Below are 17139 nucleotides of genomic sequence, written 5' to 3' on the forward strand. Positions count from 1 at the left end.
ATCTTTTAATCAGTAGTTACATTTGCTCAAATTGAACAAATGCTTTTTCTTTTTGTAAAAACTCCTCAAAAAGAGATGCTAATCTATTTATATTCTCTTCTTTTGAATACAGCAACGGATTATAACCATCTGAAGGAGGCATATAATGAATAAACGGTTCCATATCCTCAGGATAACCAAAATCTGCGTATACTTCAGAAAGTTCATCCAACAACTCTTCAGTTGAATTCTTATTTATTTCTTTTAAATGAGAAGTTATACCATATCTCCATTTCCTTTTTTCAATGTCCCATTGGCTGGATTCTTCTTCTATCAAATCATTATATAATTCTACCAATACCATTTGAAGTTTTCTATAATCTTCATCTGGGTCGCCAGCTCCCCAAGCTAATTCTAGGATTAAAGAATTTTCACATTCAATATGATTAGATAAATATTCCACAGCATACTTGCTTATTTCTTTATATGAAATCAAATCTAGCCTAATTCCTACATATATAGTTTTCCAATCATAATGAATATTATAAGTTTTTAAGACCTCTATAGAACTTTTCATTTTTTCTTCATTCCTATCTTTTAGGATTTTGATTAGGTAATCCTGTAATTTCACCTTCTGGAATAAACCTTCTATGAGTAACCCCCTTATTGGGATCGACAATCCACTCAAAAATACCATTTTGATCTTTTACCGAAAACACTCTTTCAATTATACGTAAATCTTTATTATAAACATCCTTGTAACTATAGTATTTCATTCCACCTTCTATTTGATATAACTTAACCTTTGTTTTATCACCACCAACCAAATCAAACTCTTTAGCCAGTGGTGTGTAATTGTCAATTATATCATTGAAACCATGTTGACCATCTGGCTTTTTCAACGCACTTCCGACCCTTTTATTATCTATTACCGGATGTTCAATTTTATCTCCTTTAATCCCCATCTTCCCATTGAACCCTTTCGCCCCAAACGGCAAAAGCATTCCCAGCGCCGCGTTCATGCTCGCTTCCTGCTGTTCTTTCGAGATCTTATTTCCAAACATATCTCGACCCGTAATCGCTTCGCTGAAACCGTTAGTGGCGGTGAGGCCATATAAACCTTTTTGTGATGTTTTTAAGGCGTCAAAGGACTTTTGTGACGTCTTGTAGACGTCGACTGCCCTGACTGCGGCTGATGTGGCTTGAGTCGTTTTATAAACGGCTTTGCCACCTTTGAAAATGCGGCCTGCCCAGCCGACGATTGGGATATAACCCGCGGCTGCCATGCCGCCTGCGGCGACCCGCTGTCCTGCGGTGAGCTCTTCGCCTGTGATCGGATCAACGCCTGTTGCGGCGCGTTTTGCATCGTTCACGCCAGTCAGTTCATTCACGATATTTCCGCCATAGTCGAGTGCTTTTTCATACCAAGGACGGTTGGCGAGGGCTTCTTGTTCCTTTGCGATCTCGCGGGCTTCTTCTTGTTCTTTTTTGATTTTGAGATATTCAGAAGTTTGCTTCTCAATATCGCTTTTTGCCTTGTAGATTTCGCTATTATGATACGCTTTCTTGTCAAAATTCATAGGTGAAAGGGCTTTTCCGTCATTTGTCGCATTCATCATTTCTGCGTACAATGCCATTGTAGCTTGCTGCTCCGTTTCTGATAAAGCATATTCATCTTTTAAATTTTGATCAAGCTCTCTTAGGTCTTTTACTGTCTTTTTTCGTTCATCTTCTGCATTTGCAATTTTTTCATCAAAGGTTTTGCTGTCAAATACCTCTAGGGAAATGAGGTCGTCGATGTCTTGAAAAATGGTTTTGAGTGCCTTTTTTTGATCCTTTACAATGCTTTTGGCGTTTTTGATGCCCATATGTACTGCGTTGTCTAAAAAATGTTCTTCTACAAAGGTATCGCCGCCAAAGTTTGTATCATCGAGTGTCCCAGAAACACCTTCATGAAAGGCTTTTTGCTTATCAATGAAGCTGATAAACATGTCTACATTTCCAGCCAGCTCTTTATAAAAGCTTTTAATGTTGTCGGCGCCTTTTCCAGTGAAATCATCACCGAGATTCGCCACACCTTGTAGTGCCTTTTTTAAATCTACCATTTGTTCACGGAGTTCCTGATAGTGTTTTGCCCTTGTGTCCGTGGCACTTGTTAGTGCTTTTGTATCAAGTATCTTGCCCAGAAGAAGTCACTCCCTCCATTATTGATCATAAAGTCTATTTTACCGTGTCCACCAAAACGGAAAAATAGGCTAATTGACATAAAAAATGGAATAGACTCACTATTTAACGGGCTAAAAAATAAGCTAGACAATGCGCTTTGCTCTGTCTAGCCATTCATATTATTTATAATCATTGACAGGTCCTTTATCCATCAAAACCTCAATTTCATTAGAAGACTTCATTTTTAATTTAGGTCTGCGCTCAGAGTTTGGTTTGCTGTAAAGCTCAAGTGGGCGGATGATCACACCATCATTTGTATTTTGAAGTATACCTGGCACACAAGAATAAATACGATCATTGTCATTGGCATGTTTGGCATGAATCGTCACAGACGTTCCTTGGTGATTATCTATACTCATAGATACTCTATATCTATAAAAGGAACCTGTTCCGTTTGATTGGGCAGAATAAACAACCGGAACGACAGCAAGGATATCGTCATTTAACCGTAGTTTAATAACTTCTGTTTTCATTGATTCATGGTCTCTACCGACATCTCCCATATGCTCAACAGCTCCGTTGCCGTAACTTTTGAGAGCAGGAATTCCTTTCGCACCAAACATAGCCACATCTACTTGCTTTCCTGACTTTGTGTAGACCAATGCATAAATATCATAATCGGTGCCGGACTCCCAGGATACTGTAGCTGTGATCTCAGGCGTTTTCTCGATTATGATCGGTTTATGACCTTTGTCTAGACTAATTTTACCCTGAACTTTCTCTAAACTGATAGGTGCAGCGACTTTCTCTTTAGCAGTTGTCTTCGTTTGAGCAGGGTCTTTAATTGGTTGTTTTTCAGGAGCCATTTGATGTGTAGAAATATCCTGTTCATCAGGTTCAACCTCCACACCATAAAGCTTGCATAGACCTTCCAGTCCAGAATCGAAACCACGCCAAATTGAGCGTGCTTTCGTGTCACCATTTCTTATATATAGCTCTACTACGACAATGCCCTTTTCATTTGTAAAGTTTACTGGTGTTAGATAAAACACCTCGTCACCTGTTCGAATTTCTGCTTGCAAATTCTTCACTTGAGAATAGCCCGTTCCTTGATCTTCTGTTAATGTAATAGCCATCTTTGTGATTCCAGCAGGCACTTTGCTCATATCAAAATTCAATTGATGCCTTTTCAATTGACCTGATACCTCTGCTGGTAGAAGTGCCGCTGCACCCGAAGCACTCTCTGGTTGATTGTAAAAAATAATGCCATGATCTCCTTCAACCTGATCCGAATCTGTTAAAAGAAACGCTGTTAAAGAAATATCAATTGCAGATGACACTTCATAGCTGATGGATACATGCCCCTTTGGAGAACTTAGTACGGTATTGGCTCCCATTTGCAGTGTTTGATTCATTTCAACAACTCCTATACTTTATCTACCATTTATCGTTTTTATAGATCAATTATACCAAATCATGTAATAGAACCTATTAATATCTTTATCTCTTTTCAACCTCTGCAATGATATGAGACAATGCTAACTAAAAACAAACCACTCCCGAAAGGAAAATCAATGTGTATAAAAGAATCATTCCTGCAATTATGGTGATATTCGGCCTTTGGATTCTTCTTCAAATATCCTTGAACATCAAGATCTTTCACAATCCAATGAACTATTTTGTCGCCATTACTCTCTTTTTTCTTTGTATTCAGGCATTAATAAAATTTAGACAATAAAAATTCACTCAGGCACATACACTTTTTTCAAAGGTAATAAAGATCTTGTCTCAGTTGGCATATCCTCATACCAATGTACAATAAGATTGACGAGTTCTTCTAAGTCCAATAGATGAACTTCATTATGCTTCGCAACAGCTTTTGCATGAGAGGTAAATCCACCAGTAGAAACAAATAAACTATTTGCATTCATGGGGTTTGCTCCTAATAATTGCTGCACTTCTGGCGCACTGGCTGAATTTTTCCGATGCTTGACTTGTACTTTAATAATAGGCTTTTCAAATCCAAATGCATCTTTATAAGCTAATATATCTACACCGCCGTCAGGACCTTTTGGACTCACACGAACATTGTATGACATAGCTTGCAGTAAGCCCCCGACTAAGTCTTGCATCTGCCACGGATCCAGTTTATCCACCTTATCTGCAATCATCACAGTTGCTTTGCTGACTAAATCTTCAATAATTTCATCTTCTTCTGTTTCATCTTCGAATGCTGGTATAGAAGTAGGGTTTTTAAGTAGGTGTTCAATTTCTTTCCCCCAATCATCTACACGAAAAACAGTTGATATAGAACCGAGGCTGTTCTTAGCTGATTGGCTGAGAGAATCTCGTTTCACTGCGATTGGTTCCCAATTGACTTGAATATGATTTGGATACATTTTATCCCCTGCTGCTTCATCAAAAAAATGTGGAGCAGTCACCGTACCAACTCGATATTCACGGCTTTCTTTTATGTATGTAATAATTCGATCTCCCTTTTGAATTTCTCTACTAAACCTCCATACCTGACTAACCCAGCTTCTTCTCGTAAAAGGTTTGTTCTCGGCGTATATGACATCAGCTCGAGCATTCATCTCTTGCTTTGTTTGATATTGTTTTGGATTACCTAATTTAGGCCACCCGATTGATGCTAATCCTTTCTCTTCCCAAATCGGAATTAAATCATTCTGGTCGCCTGCACGCACCATCCACCATTTCGTCATTTACGATCTCTCCCATTCCAATCTTCTTCTTTCTTACTAAATTATAAGACTTATATCTAGTGAACAAAAGGATATACAAACCAATTTTCCCGAAAGAACGTAAAAACCCGAACAAGCACATACTTCGCTCATCCGGGCTTCTCTTTTCCTTTGTTACACTTCTTCACCGTTCGTGGCAATGACGTTTTGGTACCAAGTAAAAGAATCTTTTTTGAGTCTCTTCATCGAGCCGTTGCCTTCGTTGTCGCGGTCAACGTAGATCATGCCGTAGCGTTTTTTCATTTCACCTGTTGTGAATGACACGATATCAATGATGCCCCAAGGTGTGTAGCCAATAAGGTCAACACCGTCGTATTCAATGGCTTTTTTCAGTGCTTCGATATGAGAAGCGAGATATTGAATACGTTCTGGATCGTGAATAGAACCGTCATCTTCCACTTGATCTATGGCACCAAATCCATTTTCTACAATGAATAGCGGGATTTGATAGCGATCATAAAAACGATTCAAAGTATATCTTAGGCCTGTCGGGTCAATGGACCAGCCCCAGTCGCTTGATTTGATATAAGGATTGTCTACACCATGCGGCAGGGCTCCGTTGACAATATCTCCGTTGTTATCAGACACTGCATCACTTTTAACCGTTGTCGACATGTAGTAGCTAAAGCCAAGATAATCTACTTTCCCTTTTCTTAAGCTTTCTTCATCGCCTTCTTCAAACGGAATATGATAGCCTTCGCGTTCGAATTCTTTAAGTGCATAGTTCGGATAGTAGCCCCGAACTTGTACATCTGGGAAGAAATAGCGTTGTCTCATATACTCTTCAGCAAGCATGACATCCTCTGGATTTGAGGAATATGGATAGATTGGTACGTGAGAAACCATTGCTCCAATTTGAAAAGCAGGATTGATTTCTTTGCCTTTTGCTACTGCCCACGCACTTGCAAGTAATTCATGATGTCCTGCTTGATACATGATTTCTTTGGCATTTTCGCCTTCTTTGACTGATACCCCTGAATTTGTCCAAAGGAACAGTGGGTTGTTGACATCCATTTTGTTATTGATTTCATTAAATGTCATCCAGTATGTGACTTTGTCCTTGTATCGATTGAAGCACACTTCTGCGAATTTCGCGAAATACTCAGCGACTTTTCGGCTTCGGAACCCGCCGTATTCTCTTGCCAAATGAAGCGGCATCTCAAAGTGAGACAGTGTAATCACAGGCTCGATGCCATGCTTGAGCAGTTCATCAAATACATCATCATAGAATTGTAAACCAGCTTCATTCGGTTCAGCTTCATCTCCCTTTGGGAAAATTCGGCTCCAGCCGATGGATGTACGCAGGCATTTCAAACCCATTTCGGCAAACATCGCGATATCTTCCTTGTAACGATGGTAGAAATCGATCGCTTCATGGTTCGGATAAAATTTGTTGTCTTCTATCGTCTCAGTAATTTGTCTCGGTACTCCGTGAGCACCAGCTGTCATTACATCCACAACACTTGGGCCTTTTCCTCCTTCATTCCATCCACCTTCGAATTGATGTGCAGCTAATGCTCCGCCCCATAGAAAATCTTTTGGTAATGTCATTATTTATTCCTCCTATTTTACAATTGTAATCATGACGTCCGTTGGCTGACATGTCGATTGTGCTTCTACCATCACATCTTCATACGCTTGTGTATTGGTGATGATAACCGGTGTGACTGTTTTTAATCCTTTGCTTTCAATGGCTTCTTGATCAAATGTCATCAACAAGTCACCCTTCTTCACCTTGTCACCTTCTTTGATGTTAAGTGTAAATGCTGAACCATCTAAGGAAACCGTATCAATTCCTACGTGAACAAGTAACTCCACACCAAATTCTGAACGAAGTCCAATGGCATGCTTTGTTGGTGCAAGCATGACAACACTGCCGTCAAACGGTGCATACAGCTTATTGTCTGTCGGTTCAATGGCAAAGCCTTTGCCCATCGCCCCGGAGCTAAATACGGCATCCGGTACTTCAGATAATGTGAGCACTTTTCCTGCAAGTGGTGCAGTGATTGTTTCTTCATTGTTCATCGAAGCATTCTTTTTTTCTTTATCTTGATCTTTGACAGTTGTTGTTCCGGCTGTCTGCTCCACTGTATCTTCCCCATAACCAAACATTTGAATGAGCACAACTGGTAAGATCAGCGCAATTGTGACACCAATTAAGATACCGATGATCGATGTTGGATAATCTGCACTAATTCCGTTCACAATTGTCAGCGGACCAGGCAAACCTGCATACGCAAAGTAATAAGGCGTGAAGAAGCTGGCAACGATGGCACCGGCTGCTCCAGAAATACATCCGAAAATAAACGGCTTTTTAAAACGTAAGGTAACACCGTAAATCGCAGGCTCCGTAATTCCGAAGAGTCCCGTGATTCCGGCTGAGACTCCGACTTTCCGAGTTTCGCGGTTTCTTGCTTTTAAAATAACTCCTAACACTGCGCCGACCTGAGCGATAACAGCGATGGTTTGATATGCCTGGAAGGAGTCACGTCCATATTGTTCAAAGTTGGCGAGCACCATTGGCGTAATGCCCCAGTGAACGCCGAATATGACAAGTACTTGCCAGAATCCACCGATAATGGCGCCTGCTAAAGCCGGTACATTTTCTGCTAAGATATTGTATCCGTTTGCAATCCCATTTGCACCTGCTGTTGAAAGAGGACCAATTAATAGAATGGTTAACGGAACCATGACGACCATACAGATAAATGGGACAAATAACGGTTTTACTACCTCGTGAATCCGTTTATTTAAAAATCTCTCTACATATGAAAGAATCCATACCAAGAACAGCGGAGGCAAAACAGATGACGTATAAACAGTTTCAGATAACGCAATGCCTAAAAAGGTAACGCCTTCACCTGAAGCCACACGCCCAGCAATTTCTGTCCAAGCTGGACTGACAAGCGCTGCTGTACACGCTACTGCGATATACATATTCGTTTTAAAATGCTTAGCTGCTGTGATAGCAATAAAGATTGGCAAAAACGTAAACGGTGCCCATGAAATGAAACTAAAGACTTCATATGTTCCCGTTTTCGAAAAGCTTGGAAATAACAAATTAATGAGGATAAGTGCACCTTGTAAAATACCAGCTGCAGCCAAAATATACACAAAAGGCGCAAACACAGCGGACATGGTCGCAATGACACGGTTCAGTACCGTTCCCTTGTTTTCATTAGGCTGGTCATCATCCGACGATTGGAGCTGAACAAGGTTGGAAAAATGCTCGTATACTTCACCAACATGCTGGCCGATGACGACCTGAAATTGACCGCCGTTTTCCACCACGGTAATAACACCAGGCATGGCGTTGACTGCTTCCTTGGCCTTTGGATTCGAACGTTTCAGTACCAAACGCAGACGCGTGGCGCATCTTGCGGCACTCACCACATTTTCTTCTCCGCCAACTGCCTCTAAGATGTCTTCTGCAAGCTTTTGATAATCCCTCACTTTTGACATATAACCCCCCCTTTATCACTACTAGTATATGTATATTATAATTATACCGGTACAATATATCAATACATATATAATTTTGATTAGCATATCAAAGGAAAATCGGTATGTGCTATAATACAAAGACAATAAATCGTGAAAACAAAGAGGAATGGCTATGTTAAAGTATCAACAAATTGCGAGCGATATTGAAAAATATATTGTCACCCATGAGCTGCAGCAAGGGGACAAGCTTCCTGTACTCGAAACCCTCATGAGCCAATTTGCTGTGAGCAAAAGCACCATTATCAAATCATTAGACTTACTCGAAAGAAAAGGAATTATCTATCAAGTGAGGGGCAGCGGCATCTTTGTTCGAAGACACAGGCGCAAGGGCTATATCAGCCTTTTATCCAACCAAGGGTTTAAAAAAGATTTAGAGGAATTTCAACTGACTTCAGAGGTTTTAATGCTAGACACCATCAAACCGCCCGAAGAAGCAGCGCTTAATTTGAATATTGAAGAAGATGAGGATGTTTTTTACCTCAAACGCATCCGTTACATCAATGGACAAACCTTATGTCTAGAAGAATCCTATTACCGAAAAACCATCATTCCCTATCTCAACACAGAAATTGCTGCCGATTCTGTTTTTAAATTTATCAGTGAAGGCCTTGGACTCAAGGTCGGCTTTTCCGATATGTACTTACAAGTAGGAAAACTGAATGAAACCGAAGCAAAGCACCTCGGCCTTAAACAAGATGATCCCGCTCTCCGCGTCGAGACCGTCTTTCATCTCACAAACGGCCAGCCTTTCGACTTCTCGAAAATCACTTATAACTACATGCAGTCCCAATTTTTTATTCAGGCGAATAATTATTATGGGTGATGGATGGAAAAAGCTTCCTGAGACAATCAGGAAGCTTTTTTGTCGTATGAAGAAATGTCGCATGATGAATGTTTTGCCGAATATGAGGCATCACCCGCTCACCTCATCAGTTAATGAAAGACCGTTTCGATTCCGCCGCAGCAATACAATCCCTAATTCGGATACGAGCTTCACAATGTTATGACTCACGCCAGACTGTGTCAGCCCAAGTTTCTCCTCGGCTTTTGTAAAACTGCCGGATTCGACGACTGTTAGAAATACTTTGTATTGGAATGTGATCAGTTTGCTCACCTCGCATGTTCCATATTATAACTCGGAAAATATACTGCTAGATATTTTTTGGATTTTAGTGGCTTTCCACTATTGAAATTAAATCAATAACTGTTGAACCATTTCGAGCTGCTCTTTAATGAAAAATAACTCATCATGTCAGGAATTCAATATTCACTTATAACCACTGAGATATTTTGCTAAATTTATGATACGATAATAGGCAAAAAGACTACAGGGGCTAGCTATATGAGTGAACTTTTTATTGAAAAACGCGATTTTAAAACAGATCAAATTCTTTCTTTACGAACAACGGTATTCCATAATCAACCCATTGTCTACATCCTATATGATGAAAAGAAAAAACCCTCTGCTTATATTGGTCAGTCAGTCCAAGCCAGCAGACGTTTGAAAGATCATTTGAAAGACCCAAAAAAGAACAAATTAAATAAAACAATTTTAATTGGACATGAACGCTTTCACCAATCCGCCTCTTACAATATTGAGACAAATCTCATAAACTACTTTATTGCAGAAAATCGTTTTCAATTAAAAAATGTTAGTCAGACACGATCAAGGGAAATGCACCATTATTATCAGAAAGACTTTTACAATGAAGATGTCTTTGAAGAGGTGTGGAAACAGCTTCAACAAGAAAAAATCGTCACTAACTCAATTGAAACATTAAGAAATAGAGACATTTATAAGCTTTCTCCTTATAAGGAATTGTCATCCCAACAAGTAGAAATTAAGAATGAAATTTTGTCTTTTTGTAAAGAGCATATCAAACAGTCAGGGCATCATGTTATTTCGATAGAGGGTGATGCAGGTACTGGAAAGAGTGTTTTACTGAGTTCCCTCTTTAATACAATTCAAGATTTATCAAATGATATGGATTCTGTCTTAAACAAAAAGAACAATTTTTTACTTGTAAATCATGCAGAAATGCTTAAAACATATCAAAACATCGCCAAGAGTCTGCCAAATCTGAAGAAGAAACAAATCATGAGACCAACCTCGTTTATCAATCAGATGACAAACTCAGGTGAAATGGCTGACATCGTTTTAATTGATGAAGCGCACCTTTTATTAACAAAAGATGATAAGTACAATAACTTCCATTATCAAAACCAACTAGAGGAGATTATCAAACGAAGTAAAATGACCATTGTCATTTTTGATCCAAAGCAGGTACTCAAAATTAAAAGCTACTGGAATGAAAAATTACTTGAGGAAATTACAAACAGATATCATGCGAAGACTGTGAAACTCACAGAACAGATGCGTATGCATGCTGATACTGATACGTTGAAATGGATTGACCAATTTGTCTCAAAGCAATTATTACATCCACCTAAAGTAAAACAAGCTTCATTCGAGCTTAAAATTTTTGAGGATCCTAATCAATTTAAAACGGCAATTCAAGAAAAGGATGATGAAGTCGGCTTATCCCGCATTGTATCTACATTTGACTTTTTACATAAAAAAGATGGAGCTGCCTATATCGTAGATGAAGGCGGTATCAATATGCCATGGAATTTTACAAATGATAAATGGACATGGGCTGAACATGCAGATTCAATTAGAGAAGTGGGCTCAATCTATACGGTTCAAGGATTTGATTTAAATTATGTCGGCGTCATACTTGGTCCTTCTATCAGCTATGATGAAGAAAAGAATGAACTTCTAATAGATACGTCAAATTATAAAGATACAGGTGCATTCACATCAAGAAGTGACATGACTTCAGAGGAAATTAAACAGGCAAAAGAAAAGATTATACTAAACTCGATTAACGTTCTGATGAAGCGAGGCATTCATGGACTTTATATTTATGCAACAGATGAAAAATTGAGAAGGAAATTACAAGAGTTAAAAGAGGGAGGCAAATATGACTGAGATTAAAGATTTAATACATTCGATTAACCAATTTCGAGATGATCGAAACTGGAGACAATATCATAATCCAAAAGACTTGGCCATCTCAATTTCGATAGAAGCAGCTGAATTGCTTGAAGACTTCCAATGGAAAAGTAATGAAGAAGCTCTTGAGGCGAACGAAGAAAATATCAAAGAAGAAATAGCAGATATCTTAATATATTCAATAATGTTTTGTTCAGACCTTAATCTAAATGTGAAAGAAATAATTGAAGAAAAATTAATGAAAAATGGTCAGAAGTATCCCATTGAAAAGTAAAGAAACATAATTCGATCTACTGATTAATGAAGAAGAGTGAAGTTCTAACACTCTTCTTCATTATTCTTTTAGGAACATATTTAATTCGTCGTTGCCGAAGACGAAGACCTAGACGCTGCCTCATCAGCCTTCACACAATCAATCGCAACAACCAGTGCAATCATTACAGGCTCCATCTCTTCTTTCAAAATATCAACCTTATAGCTGTCACCCCAAGTAAACCATTCCTTCTTCACCTGACCGATCACTTCGCCGTTCTGCAGCACTTGGAAATTCATATCCCACCAGTTGCCTTGTACTTCTACACCAGCAGCATCAATTGAATATTTTGCTTTAAAGAACGTAAACTCTTTTTTGATCGTCAATACCTCTTGCCCACCAACTTCTACTAAAAACTTTGGTAAAAAGCTAAACATTTTCTTCGTAATCACGGCGATTTCTTCTCGTTCTGTATTCAGAATGGTGAACGTCTTCGGCATCTTCATAAAGCTGCCCTCGACCACATACACATCGTTCTCCTGCTGATCCTTTACCGTAAACCTGCCGCTCAGACTAAATACTTTCTGCTTCATGTAAAGCTGTTTCATATGTACCTCCCTCTACTAAATGACAACTTCATTAAAGTTTATCATACAGAAAAAGGCCCAGATAACCCAGCTGTAAATTTCTTCACCAAAAACTGTATCAAACTAAGCGTTTTCCCCATTCATTTTCTTTTTAAAAGCAAAAATGGCGATAGCTACAATAACACCTGTATATCCAATTACCCACCAAAGATGCAGTAAAATTGATGCATAGTCTCCAGAAAGTGCGGCTCTGCTAGCGTCTACTGCGTGAGCAAATGGAAGTGCGTACGCAATATCTTTGAACCAGCCTCCAACTAAATTCAAATCGAACCATGTACCACTTAACCATGCGCTCATATTCGTTAGTAGCGCTCCACAAATACCACCAACCTGCTTGTCGTTAAATATACTCCCCACTAAGAGCCCTATGCCGATAAATAGTAAAGATGTTGGCAAAAGGACAAGAATGGATAACAAAACATTGGAATTAAAAGGTAATCTTAAGAAAAGTGCTGCGATAAAGCTAATGATAACTTGAACAATTGCTATCGGTATGAGTGGGACAATATATCCTACAATGTAGTCTGAGGCAGAAAGAGGTGTAGTAAACAATCGCATCAAAAATGATGTACTTCGATCTTTAGCTATTAACATTCCAGAGAATAGTGAGATAAAAGAAAGCCCGAAGACGGCTATGCCAGGAATTAGTTTATCAATGACAAATAAATCAGTTGGAACATTCGCTTGAATAGCATGAAGCAAAAATAAGATAACTAACGGGAAGCCTATACCAAATGCTAAGTTTAAAGGATCTCTCAAAATCTCTTTACGATTACGTGCAGCAAAGGCTAGTGACTTCATCTGGTGACCTCCTCATTGGTAGCTAACGAAATAAAGGCATCCTCAAGTGATTTGGTGTTGGTACTTTCCATCAATTCAGCTGCTGTTCCAACTGCCTTTAATTTTCCTTTCGCCATCGTCCCTATTCGATCCGAAAGGGCTGCTGCTTCCTCCATATAATGTGTCGTGAGAATGATGGTCATGCTCCCCTTTAATTTCTCAATAGTACTCCATAGCTCACGCCTTGCGATGACATCGAGACCGAGAGTAGGTTCATCAAGAAAAAGGATTTTGGGGTCTGTAATGAGTGCCATTGCAATACTAAGTCTTCTTTGCATTCCTCCAGATAAGGTTTTAGCCTTCATTTTAGATACCTCCGTCAGACTAAACGTACCAAGCATTTCCTCGACTTTTATATCAACCGTTTTCTTGTGGAATCCGTATATTTGAGCGATTAATTCAAGATTTTCTTTAACGGATAAATTAGGAGCTATTGCCGTTTCCTGTGGTGAAACATTAATCTGTTCTTTTACTGCATAGGGATTAGAAACAATACTGTTACCAAGGATCGTTGCATCACCGGTAGTAGGGATGCTAAGACAGGTCAACATCTTGATCGTTGTCGTTTTACCTGCACCATTCACTCCAAGTAAAGTAAAAAGCTCGCCTTGTTCAATTGAAAGATTAAGAGAATCGACTGCAATCTTTTCTTCGAATTTCTTAGTTAGATTCTTTGTTTGAATAGCAATCATTCCTCATCCTCCTGATCTTCCTGTGCCTTATATATATCGTCAGCAAACTGCAGGAAGGCCTCATTTTTTACAATGGCGATTCCTTGAGCTTCATCGCCCAAAATCAACAGGCTGTCTCCAGGACTGATGCTGAATATCTCCCTCGCTTTTTTAGGAATGACAATTTGCCCGCGTTCACCAACCTTTACAAGTCCAAATATGTGTTTTCCTTTTGGTTTCACCCCTACCTCTTCTGTACCATCCACATTATTCACGAGATCATCCAAAGCAACGCCATATATTTCAGCCAAAGCCTTACAATTGTTGATATCCGGCACAGTTTCTCCCGATTCCCATTTCGCAACAGCTTGCCTTGAAACACCAATTTTCTCAGCCACTTCTTCTTGTGTAAACCTGTGTATTTTTCGCATTTTTTTCAAATTCATATTGATCATGTTTTTCACACCCTTCAATATCATTATATAAGACTTATTCCGATCATCTACCAACTGAACATGACATCAGAAGTTATCTTCAATTTACATTTGGTTAAATGCCTAAGTTTAACCCAAAAAAGCCACCTCGAAATTAAGTGGAGGGGACTTTTTTGGTGTGTAATCGAATATAGGAACTGAGATTCATATGTTTAATCACATATACTAATTTTTTCTTCTGCTACAACACCTTTTGCTAAAGCTAATAAGGGAAGTAAGAATGGCTTGGAAAATAGGTATTCCCCCACGCAAAGCATCACTAGATAAGTATAGTAATGTTATCAGTGAATAAAAGGAGGAACTATGAAAAAAATAAAGTTTTTTGACTGGACAATCAATTTACAACATGATTTAACCGCAATTACAGATCATAACGAAAAGAAAATGGTCATTTTAGAACCATCAATCGAATTAAACGGTGTGATCTGGATGGATGAAAACAATGAACTACAAATCAAACCTACTTGGGATTGTGTCATTATTGTTAATGTAAAAAATATATCTGTCACAGTTCGTGATGCAGAAGATGTTGTAGGTTTACCATAGAAAATAAAAAAGTCTCGTTTGAGGGAAATCACTCAAATGAGACTTTTCGTTTAGTTACAGCAATTATTTAATAACCATTTACAAAGTAAGCAATGGTTTCTAATTCATCTTCTTTCAGTTCTCTGTTCACGTAATTTTGATATTCTTTCGTGATTCTCTGCCGATCTCCACCATAAAGATCAGTGTATTTCGCAATCATCCTAAGCTTATCTGTTTCCTGAAGAAACTCCTCTTTTGTCCACGGTCTTTGGTGTGAAGGAATATACGTATCGGCATCAAAAGCATCTAACTCATCTAAAAGACGCAATGTTTCCTTCATTGAATAATGGACTTTTTCGGCATACATTTTCGGATAAATACAATCACCAAGAAAAAGGATTTTCTCTTCTTTCACATACACGATGGCTGAATCAGCGGCATGATCGCCCCCAACAAGTTGCACGACACACGTGACCCCGCCAAGATCGATCTCCATCCGACGGTCAAATGTCACATCCGGTAAAACCACCTGAATATCTCGGTGATCCTGATATTCCTCCTTGATGGCCTTCGCGCAGAACTCAATCTCCGTTCCTTCCCTCACCCGCTCATCAATCGCCTCATCTGACCACGAAAACGGAAGAAGCTTCTCCATTTCCTTTCTTGTCTTTGCAGAAGCAATCGAAAGCGAATCAGGCAGCGCTGGCAGACCAAAGATATGATCCCAATGCCAATGCGTGAGCACAACCATATCAGGAGTCAAGTTCTCATGTTTTAACGTTTCTTTGATAAAGTACTTGGCATGTTCTTTCGAGTTACCAGCATCAATCATTAATGTCTTGTTACTGCCCACAACCATACCTAGAATGGGGCGGTCGGTAAGCGATATAGGTGTGATGTACCAAAAATTCTGACCTATTTTTTTAATTGAGTGCATAGGTTGCTTCCTCCTTTCTATAATTATATTTTAAATCGAATCACGTTTTTTACCATCGTTCCGCTGTTTATGATGCGGTTGTCCTTCAATATTATAAGTGCGGTTTACTAATTCGAATTCCATTACTCGAAGTAGCACGTGAAGCCAATATTGTTACAATGATCGCGATTGCAACACCCAAAGCCCCTACCCAAGTAATGGAAGATAGAGAAACTCTCTCTACAAAGATACCTCCAATAGCTGCTCCTGCAGCCATCGCCAATTGCATCATTGACTGATTGAGACCTAATAGTATACCTGATGACTCTGGCTCCATTGTAGCTAGGTGATATTGTTGAGTCGGGCCAGAAGACCATGCAGCAAATGACCATGATATTAAAATGAGCAATACTCCAATATAAGAATGCGTAACTAGTGAGAGCAATATTAGCATGATGACATGTAATGTCATTCCGCTAATCAGAGTAAAATTCACACCCCATCGATCGGTACTAAATCCACCAAACTTTGACCCAACTAGACTAGCAATCCCGAATACGAGGAGAACTCCACTCAGCAATTTGTTGCTTACACCTGAAATATTTAAAAGGTAAGGGGATAGGTAGGTATAGGCAATTGAATAACCACCAAGCCAGAAAAAGGTGATGGCTAATCCCAACACTACTTTTGGTTTTTTAAAAAGAGCGAGTTGTTGAATTAAAGGTACAGGTTTATCCCCTTGGATTTTTGGAATCGTAAGAGAAATTATAACCATTGCTAATAATCCGAGTAAGGCTATTCCTCCAAATACAGCTTTCCAACCGAAGAAATCACTAGTCATTCTGCCCAGTGGGACTCCAATTATCAATGATGCTGTAAATCCCATTACTACTGTAGCAATAGCGTTACCTTGCTTACCTTTTGGTGCGATTTTTTCAGCAATTGTTAATGCAGTAACGACGACCATCCCCGCCCCAAGAGCCATAATAATTCTTGAAACAATAAATAATTTATACCCAGGAAGAACGAATGCAAGAATATTACCTAGAATAAAAATGCTAAGTGAAAATAACATTAACTTGCGTTTATTCATTCCCGATGTTAAAGCCATTAATACTGGGGTGAAGATGGCATACACAAGAGAAAAAATGGTAATTAACTGGCCGGCTGCAGCTATCGTAATTCCTAATGATTCAGAAATATTATCCAAAATACCAGAGATGATATACTCTGATGTACCAACTAAAAAACTTACAATAGCTAAAATGTATACCTTTACAGTGTTTGACAATGTAGATCACTCCCTATATATAATATATTTACATATCTAGAATTGTTAATATGTATGAACAAAAAAATATATTAC

17 protein-coding genes and 1 pseudogene are annotated in these 17139 nt (G+C 38.9%); 5 read left to right on the top strand and 13 right to left on the bottom strand.

Annotation, left to right across the window (positions count from 1 at the left end; translation table 11 throughout):
• Positions 1–16: 16 nt before the first annotated feature.
• The 3 genes from C6344_RS13985 to C6344_RS13995 all read right to left on the bottom strand — a co-directional run bounded on the left by C6344_RS13985 (position 17) and on the right by C6344_RS13995 (position 3560).
• Entirely contained in the window at positions 17–610 is a 594-nt protein-coding gene (locus C6344_RS13985; protein ID WP_223254333.1) for a DUF2247 family protein, read from the bottom strand.
• A complete protein-coding gene (locus C6344_RS13990; RefSeq protein ID WP_106073024.1) occupies positions 570–2165 on the bottom strand; it encodes a ribonuclease YeeF family protein in 1596 nt (531 codons plus the stop codon). The genes C6344_RS13985 and C6344_RS13990 overlap by 41 nt, the downstream gene beginning before the upstream one ends.
• A 159-nt stretch (positions 2166–2324) precedes the next feature.
• Positions 2325–3560 carry a TerD family protein gene (locus C6344_RS13995; protein WP_106073025.1) on the bottom strand — a complete coding sequence of 412 codons (1236 nt, stop codon included), beginning with the start codon at positions 3558–3560 and terminating at the stop codon, positions 2325–2327.
• Positions 3561–3721: 161 nt separating this feature from the next.
• Here C6344_RS13995 and C6344_RS19050 point away from each other — a divergent pair, with 161 nt between their 5' ends.
• Positions 3722–3883 carry a hypothetical protein gene (locus tag C6344_RS19050; RefSeq protein WP_223251416.1) on the top strand — a complete coding sequence of 54 codons (162 nt, stop codon included), beginning with the start codon at positions 3722–3724 and terminating at the stop codon, positions 3881–3883.
• A 4-nt stretch (positions 3884–3887) separates the two neighbouring features.
• On the opposite strand, the gene C6344_RS14000 is transcribed toward C6344_RS19050, so the two are convergent.
• The 3 genes from C6344_RS14000 to C6344_RS14010 all read right to left on the bottom strand — a co-directional run bounded on the left by C6344_RS14000 (position 3888) and on the right by C6344_RS14010 (position 8369).
• Positions 3888–4868: a restriction endonuclease gene (locus tag C6344_RS14000; protein ID WP_066031490.1), complete on the bottom strand. Its 981-nt coding sequence runs from the start codon at positions 4866–4868 to the stop codon at positions 3888–3890.
• Positions 4869–5021: 153 nt separating this feature from the next.
• Positions 5022–6461 (bottom strand): 6-phospho-beta-glucosidase BglA, encoded by a 1440-nt coding sequence (gene bglA / locus C6344_RS14005; RefSeq protein WP_106031748.1) that lies wholly within the window; start codon positions 6459–6461, stop codon positions 5022–5024.
• A gap of 9 nt (positions 6462–6470) precedes the next feature.
• Positions 6471–8369: a beta-glucoside-specific PTS transporter subunit IIABC gene (locus C6344_RS14010; RefSeq protein WP_106073026.1), complete on the bottom strand. Its 1899-nt coding sequence runs from the start codon at positions 8367–8369 to the stop codon at positions 6471–6473.
• Positions 8370–8523: 154 nt separating this feature from the next.
• On the opposite strand from C6344_RS14010, the gene C6344_RS14015 reads away from it, so the two are divergent.
• Positions 8524–9234 (top strand): GntR family transcriptional regulator, encoded by a 711-nt coding sequence (locus tag C6344_RS14015; RefSeq protein ID WP_060597662.1) that lies wholly within the window; start codon positions 8524–8526, stop codon positions 9232–9234.
• 49 nt (positions 9235–9283) lie between these two features.
• Here the strand turns inward: C6344_RS14015 and C6344_RS14020 are convergent.
• Positions 9284–9513: pseudogene (locus C6344_RS14020) on the bottom strand (LysR family transcriptional regulator); the annotation flags it as partial.
• A 240-nt stretch (positions 9514–9753) separates the two neighbouring features.
• On the opposite strand from C6344_RS14020, the gene C6344_RS14025 reads away from it, so the two are divergent.
• Both C6344_RS14025 and C6344_RS14030 read left to right on the top strand, forming a co-directional pair.
• Positions 9754–11403: a DUF2075 domain-containing protein gene (locus C6344_RS14025; protein WP_106073027.1), complete on the top strand. Its 1650-nt coding sequence runs from the start codon at positions 9754–9756 to the stop codon at positions 11401–11403.
• Positions 11396–11701, top strand: a complete 306-nt coding sequence (locus C6344_RS14030) for a nucleotide pyrophosphohydrolase (protein WP_095286149.1) — start codon at positions 11396–11398, stop codon at positions 11699–11701. Before C6344_RS14025 ends, C6344_RS14030 begins: the two co-directional genes overlap by 8 nt.
• Positions 11702–11781: 80 nt before the next feature.
• Here the strand turns inward: C6344_RS14030 and C6344_RS14035 are convergent, their stop codons facing one another.
• The 4 genes from C6344_RS14035 to C6344_RS14050 form a co-directional block, all read right to left on the bottom strand.
• Positions 11782–12288, bottom strand: a complete 507-nt coding sequence (locus C6344_RS14035) for an LURP-one-related/scramblase family protein (protein ID WP_034660571.1) — start codon at positions 12286–12288, stop codon at positions 11782–11784.
• Positions 12289–12390: 102 nt separating this feature from the next.
• On the bottom strand, positions 12391–13128 hold the full coding sequence (locus C6344_RS14040; protein ID WP_060597664.1) for an ABC transporter permease: 738 nt from the start codon (positions 13126–13128) through the stop codon (positions 12391–12393).
• Positions 13125–13859, bottom strand: a complete 735-nt coding sequence (locus C6344_RS14045; RefSeq protein ID WP_060597665.1) for an ABC transporter ATP-binding protein — start codon at positions 13857–13859, stop codon at positions 13125–13127. Before C6344_RS14045 ends, C6344_RS14040 begins: the two co-directional genes overlap by 4 nt.
• Complete coding sequence (locus tag C6344_RS14050; RefSeq protein ID WP_034660576.1) at positions 13856–14293, bottom strand: helix-turn-helix transcriptional regulator; 438 nt, start codon at positions 14291–14293, stop codon at positions 13856–13858. The genes C6344_RS14045 and C6344_RS14050 overlap by 4 nt, the downstream gene beginning before the upstream one ends.
• A gap of 342 nt (positions 14294–14635) precedes the next feature.
• Here C6344_RS14050 and C6344_RS14055 point away from each other — a divergent pair, with 342 nt between their 5' ends.
• Positions 14636–14878, top strand: coding sequence for a hypothetical protein (locus C6344_RS14055; RefSeq protein WP_106071265.1), 243 nt, complete (start codon positions 14636–14638; stop codon positions 14876–14878).
• A 67-nt stretch (positions 14879–14945) separates the two neighbouring features.
• On the opposite strand, the gene C6344_RS14060 is transcribed toward C6344_RS14055, so the two are convergent.
• Positions 14946–15794: an MBL fold metallo-hydrolase gene (locus tag C6344_RS14060; RefSeq protein WP_106073028.1), complete on the bottom strand. Its 849-nt coding sequence runs from the start codon at positions 15792–15794 to the stop codon at positions 14946–14948.
• Between the two features lie 91 nt (positions 15795–15885).
• Positions 15886–17064, bottom strand: a complete 1179-nt coding sequence (locus C6344_RS14065) for an MFS transporter (protein ID WP_106073029.1) — start codon at positions 17062–17064, stop codon at positions 15886–15888.
• Positions 17065–17139 lie beyond the last annotated feature (75 nt).

The organism is Bacillus sp. GBSW19 (genome assembly GCF_002998655.1).
Classification (GTDB): domain Bacteria; phylum Bacillota; class Bacilli; order Bacillales; family Bacillaceae; genus Bacillus.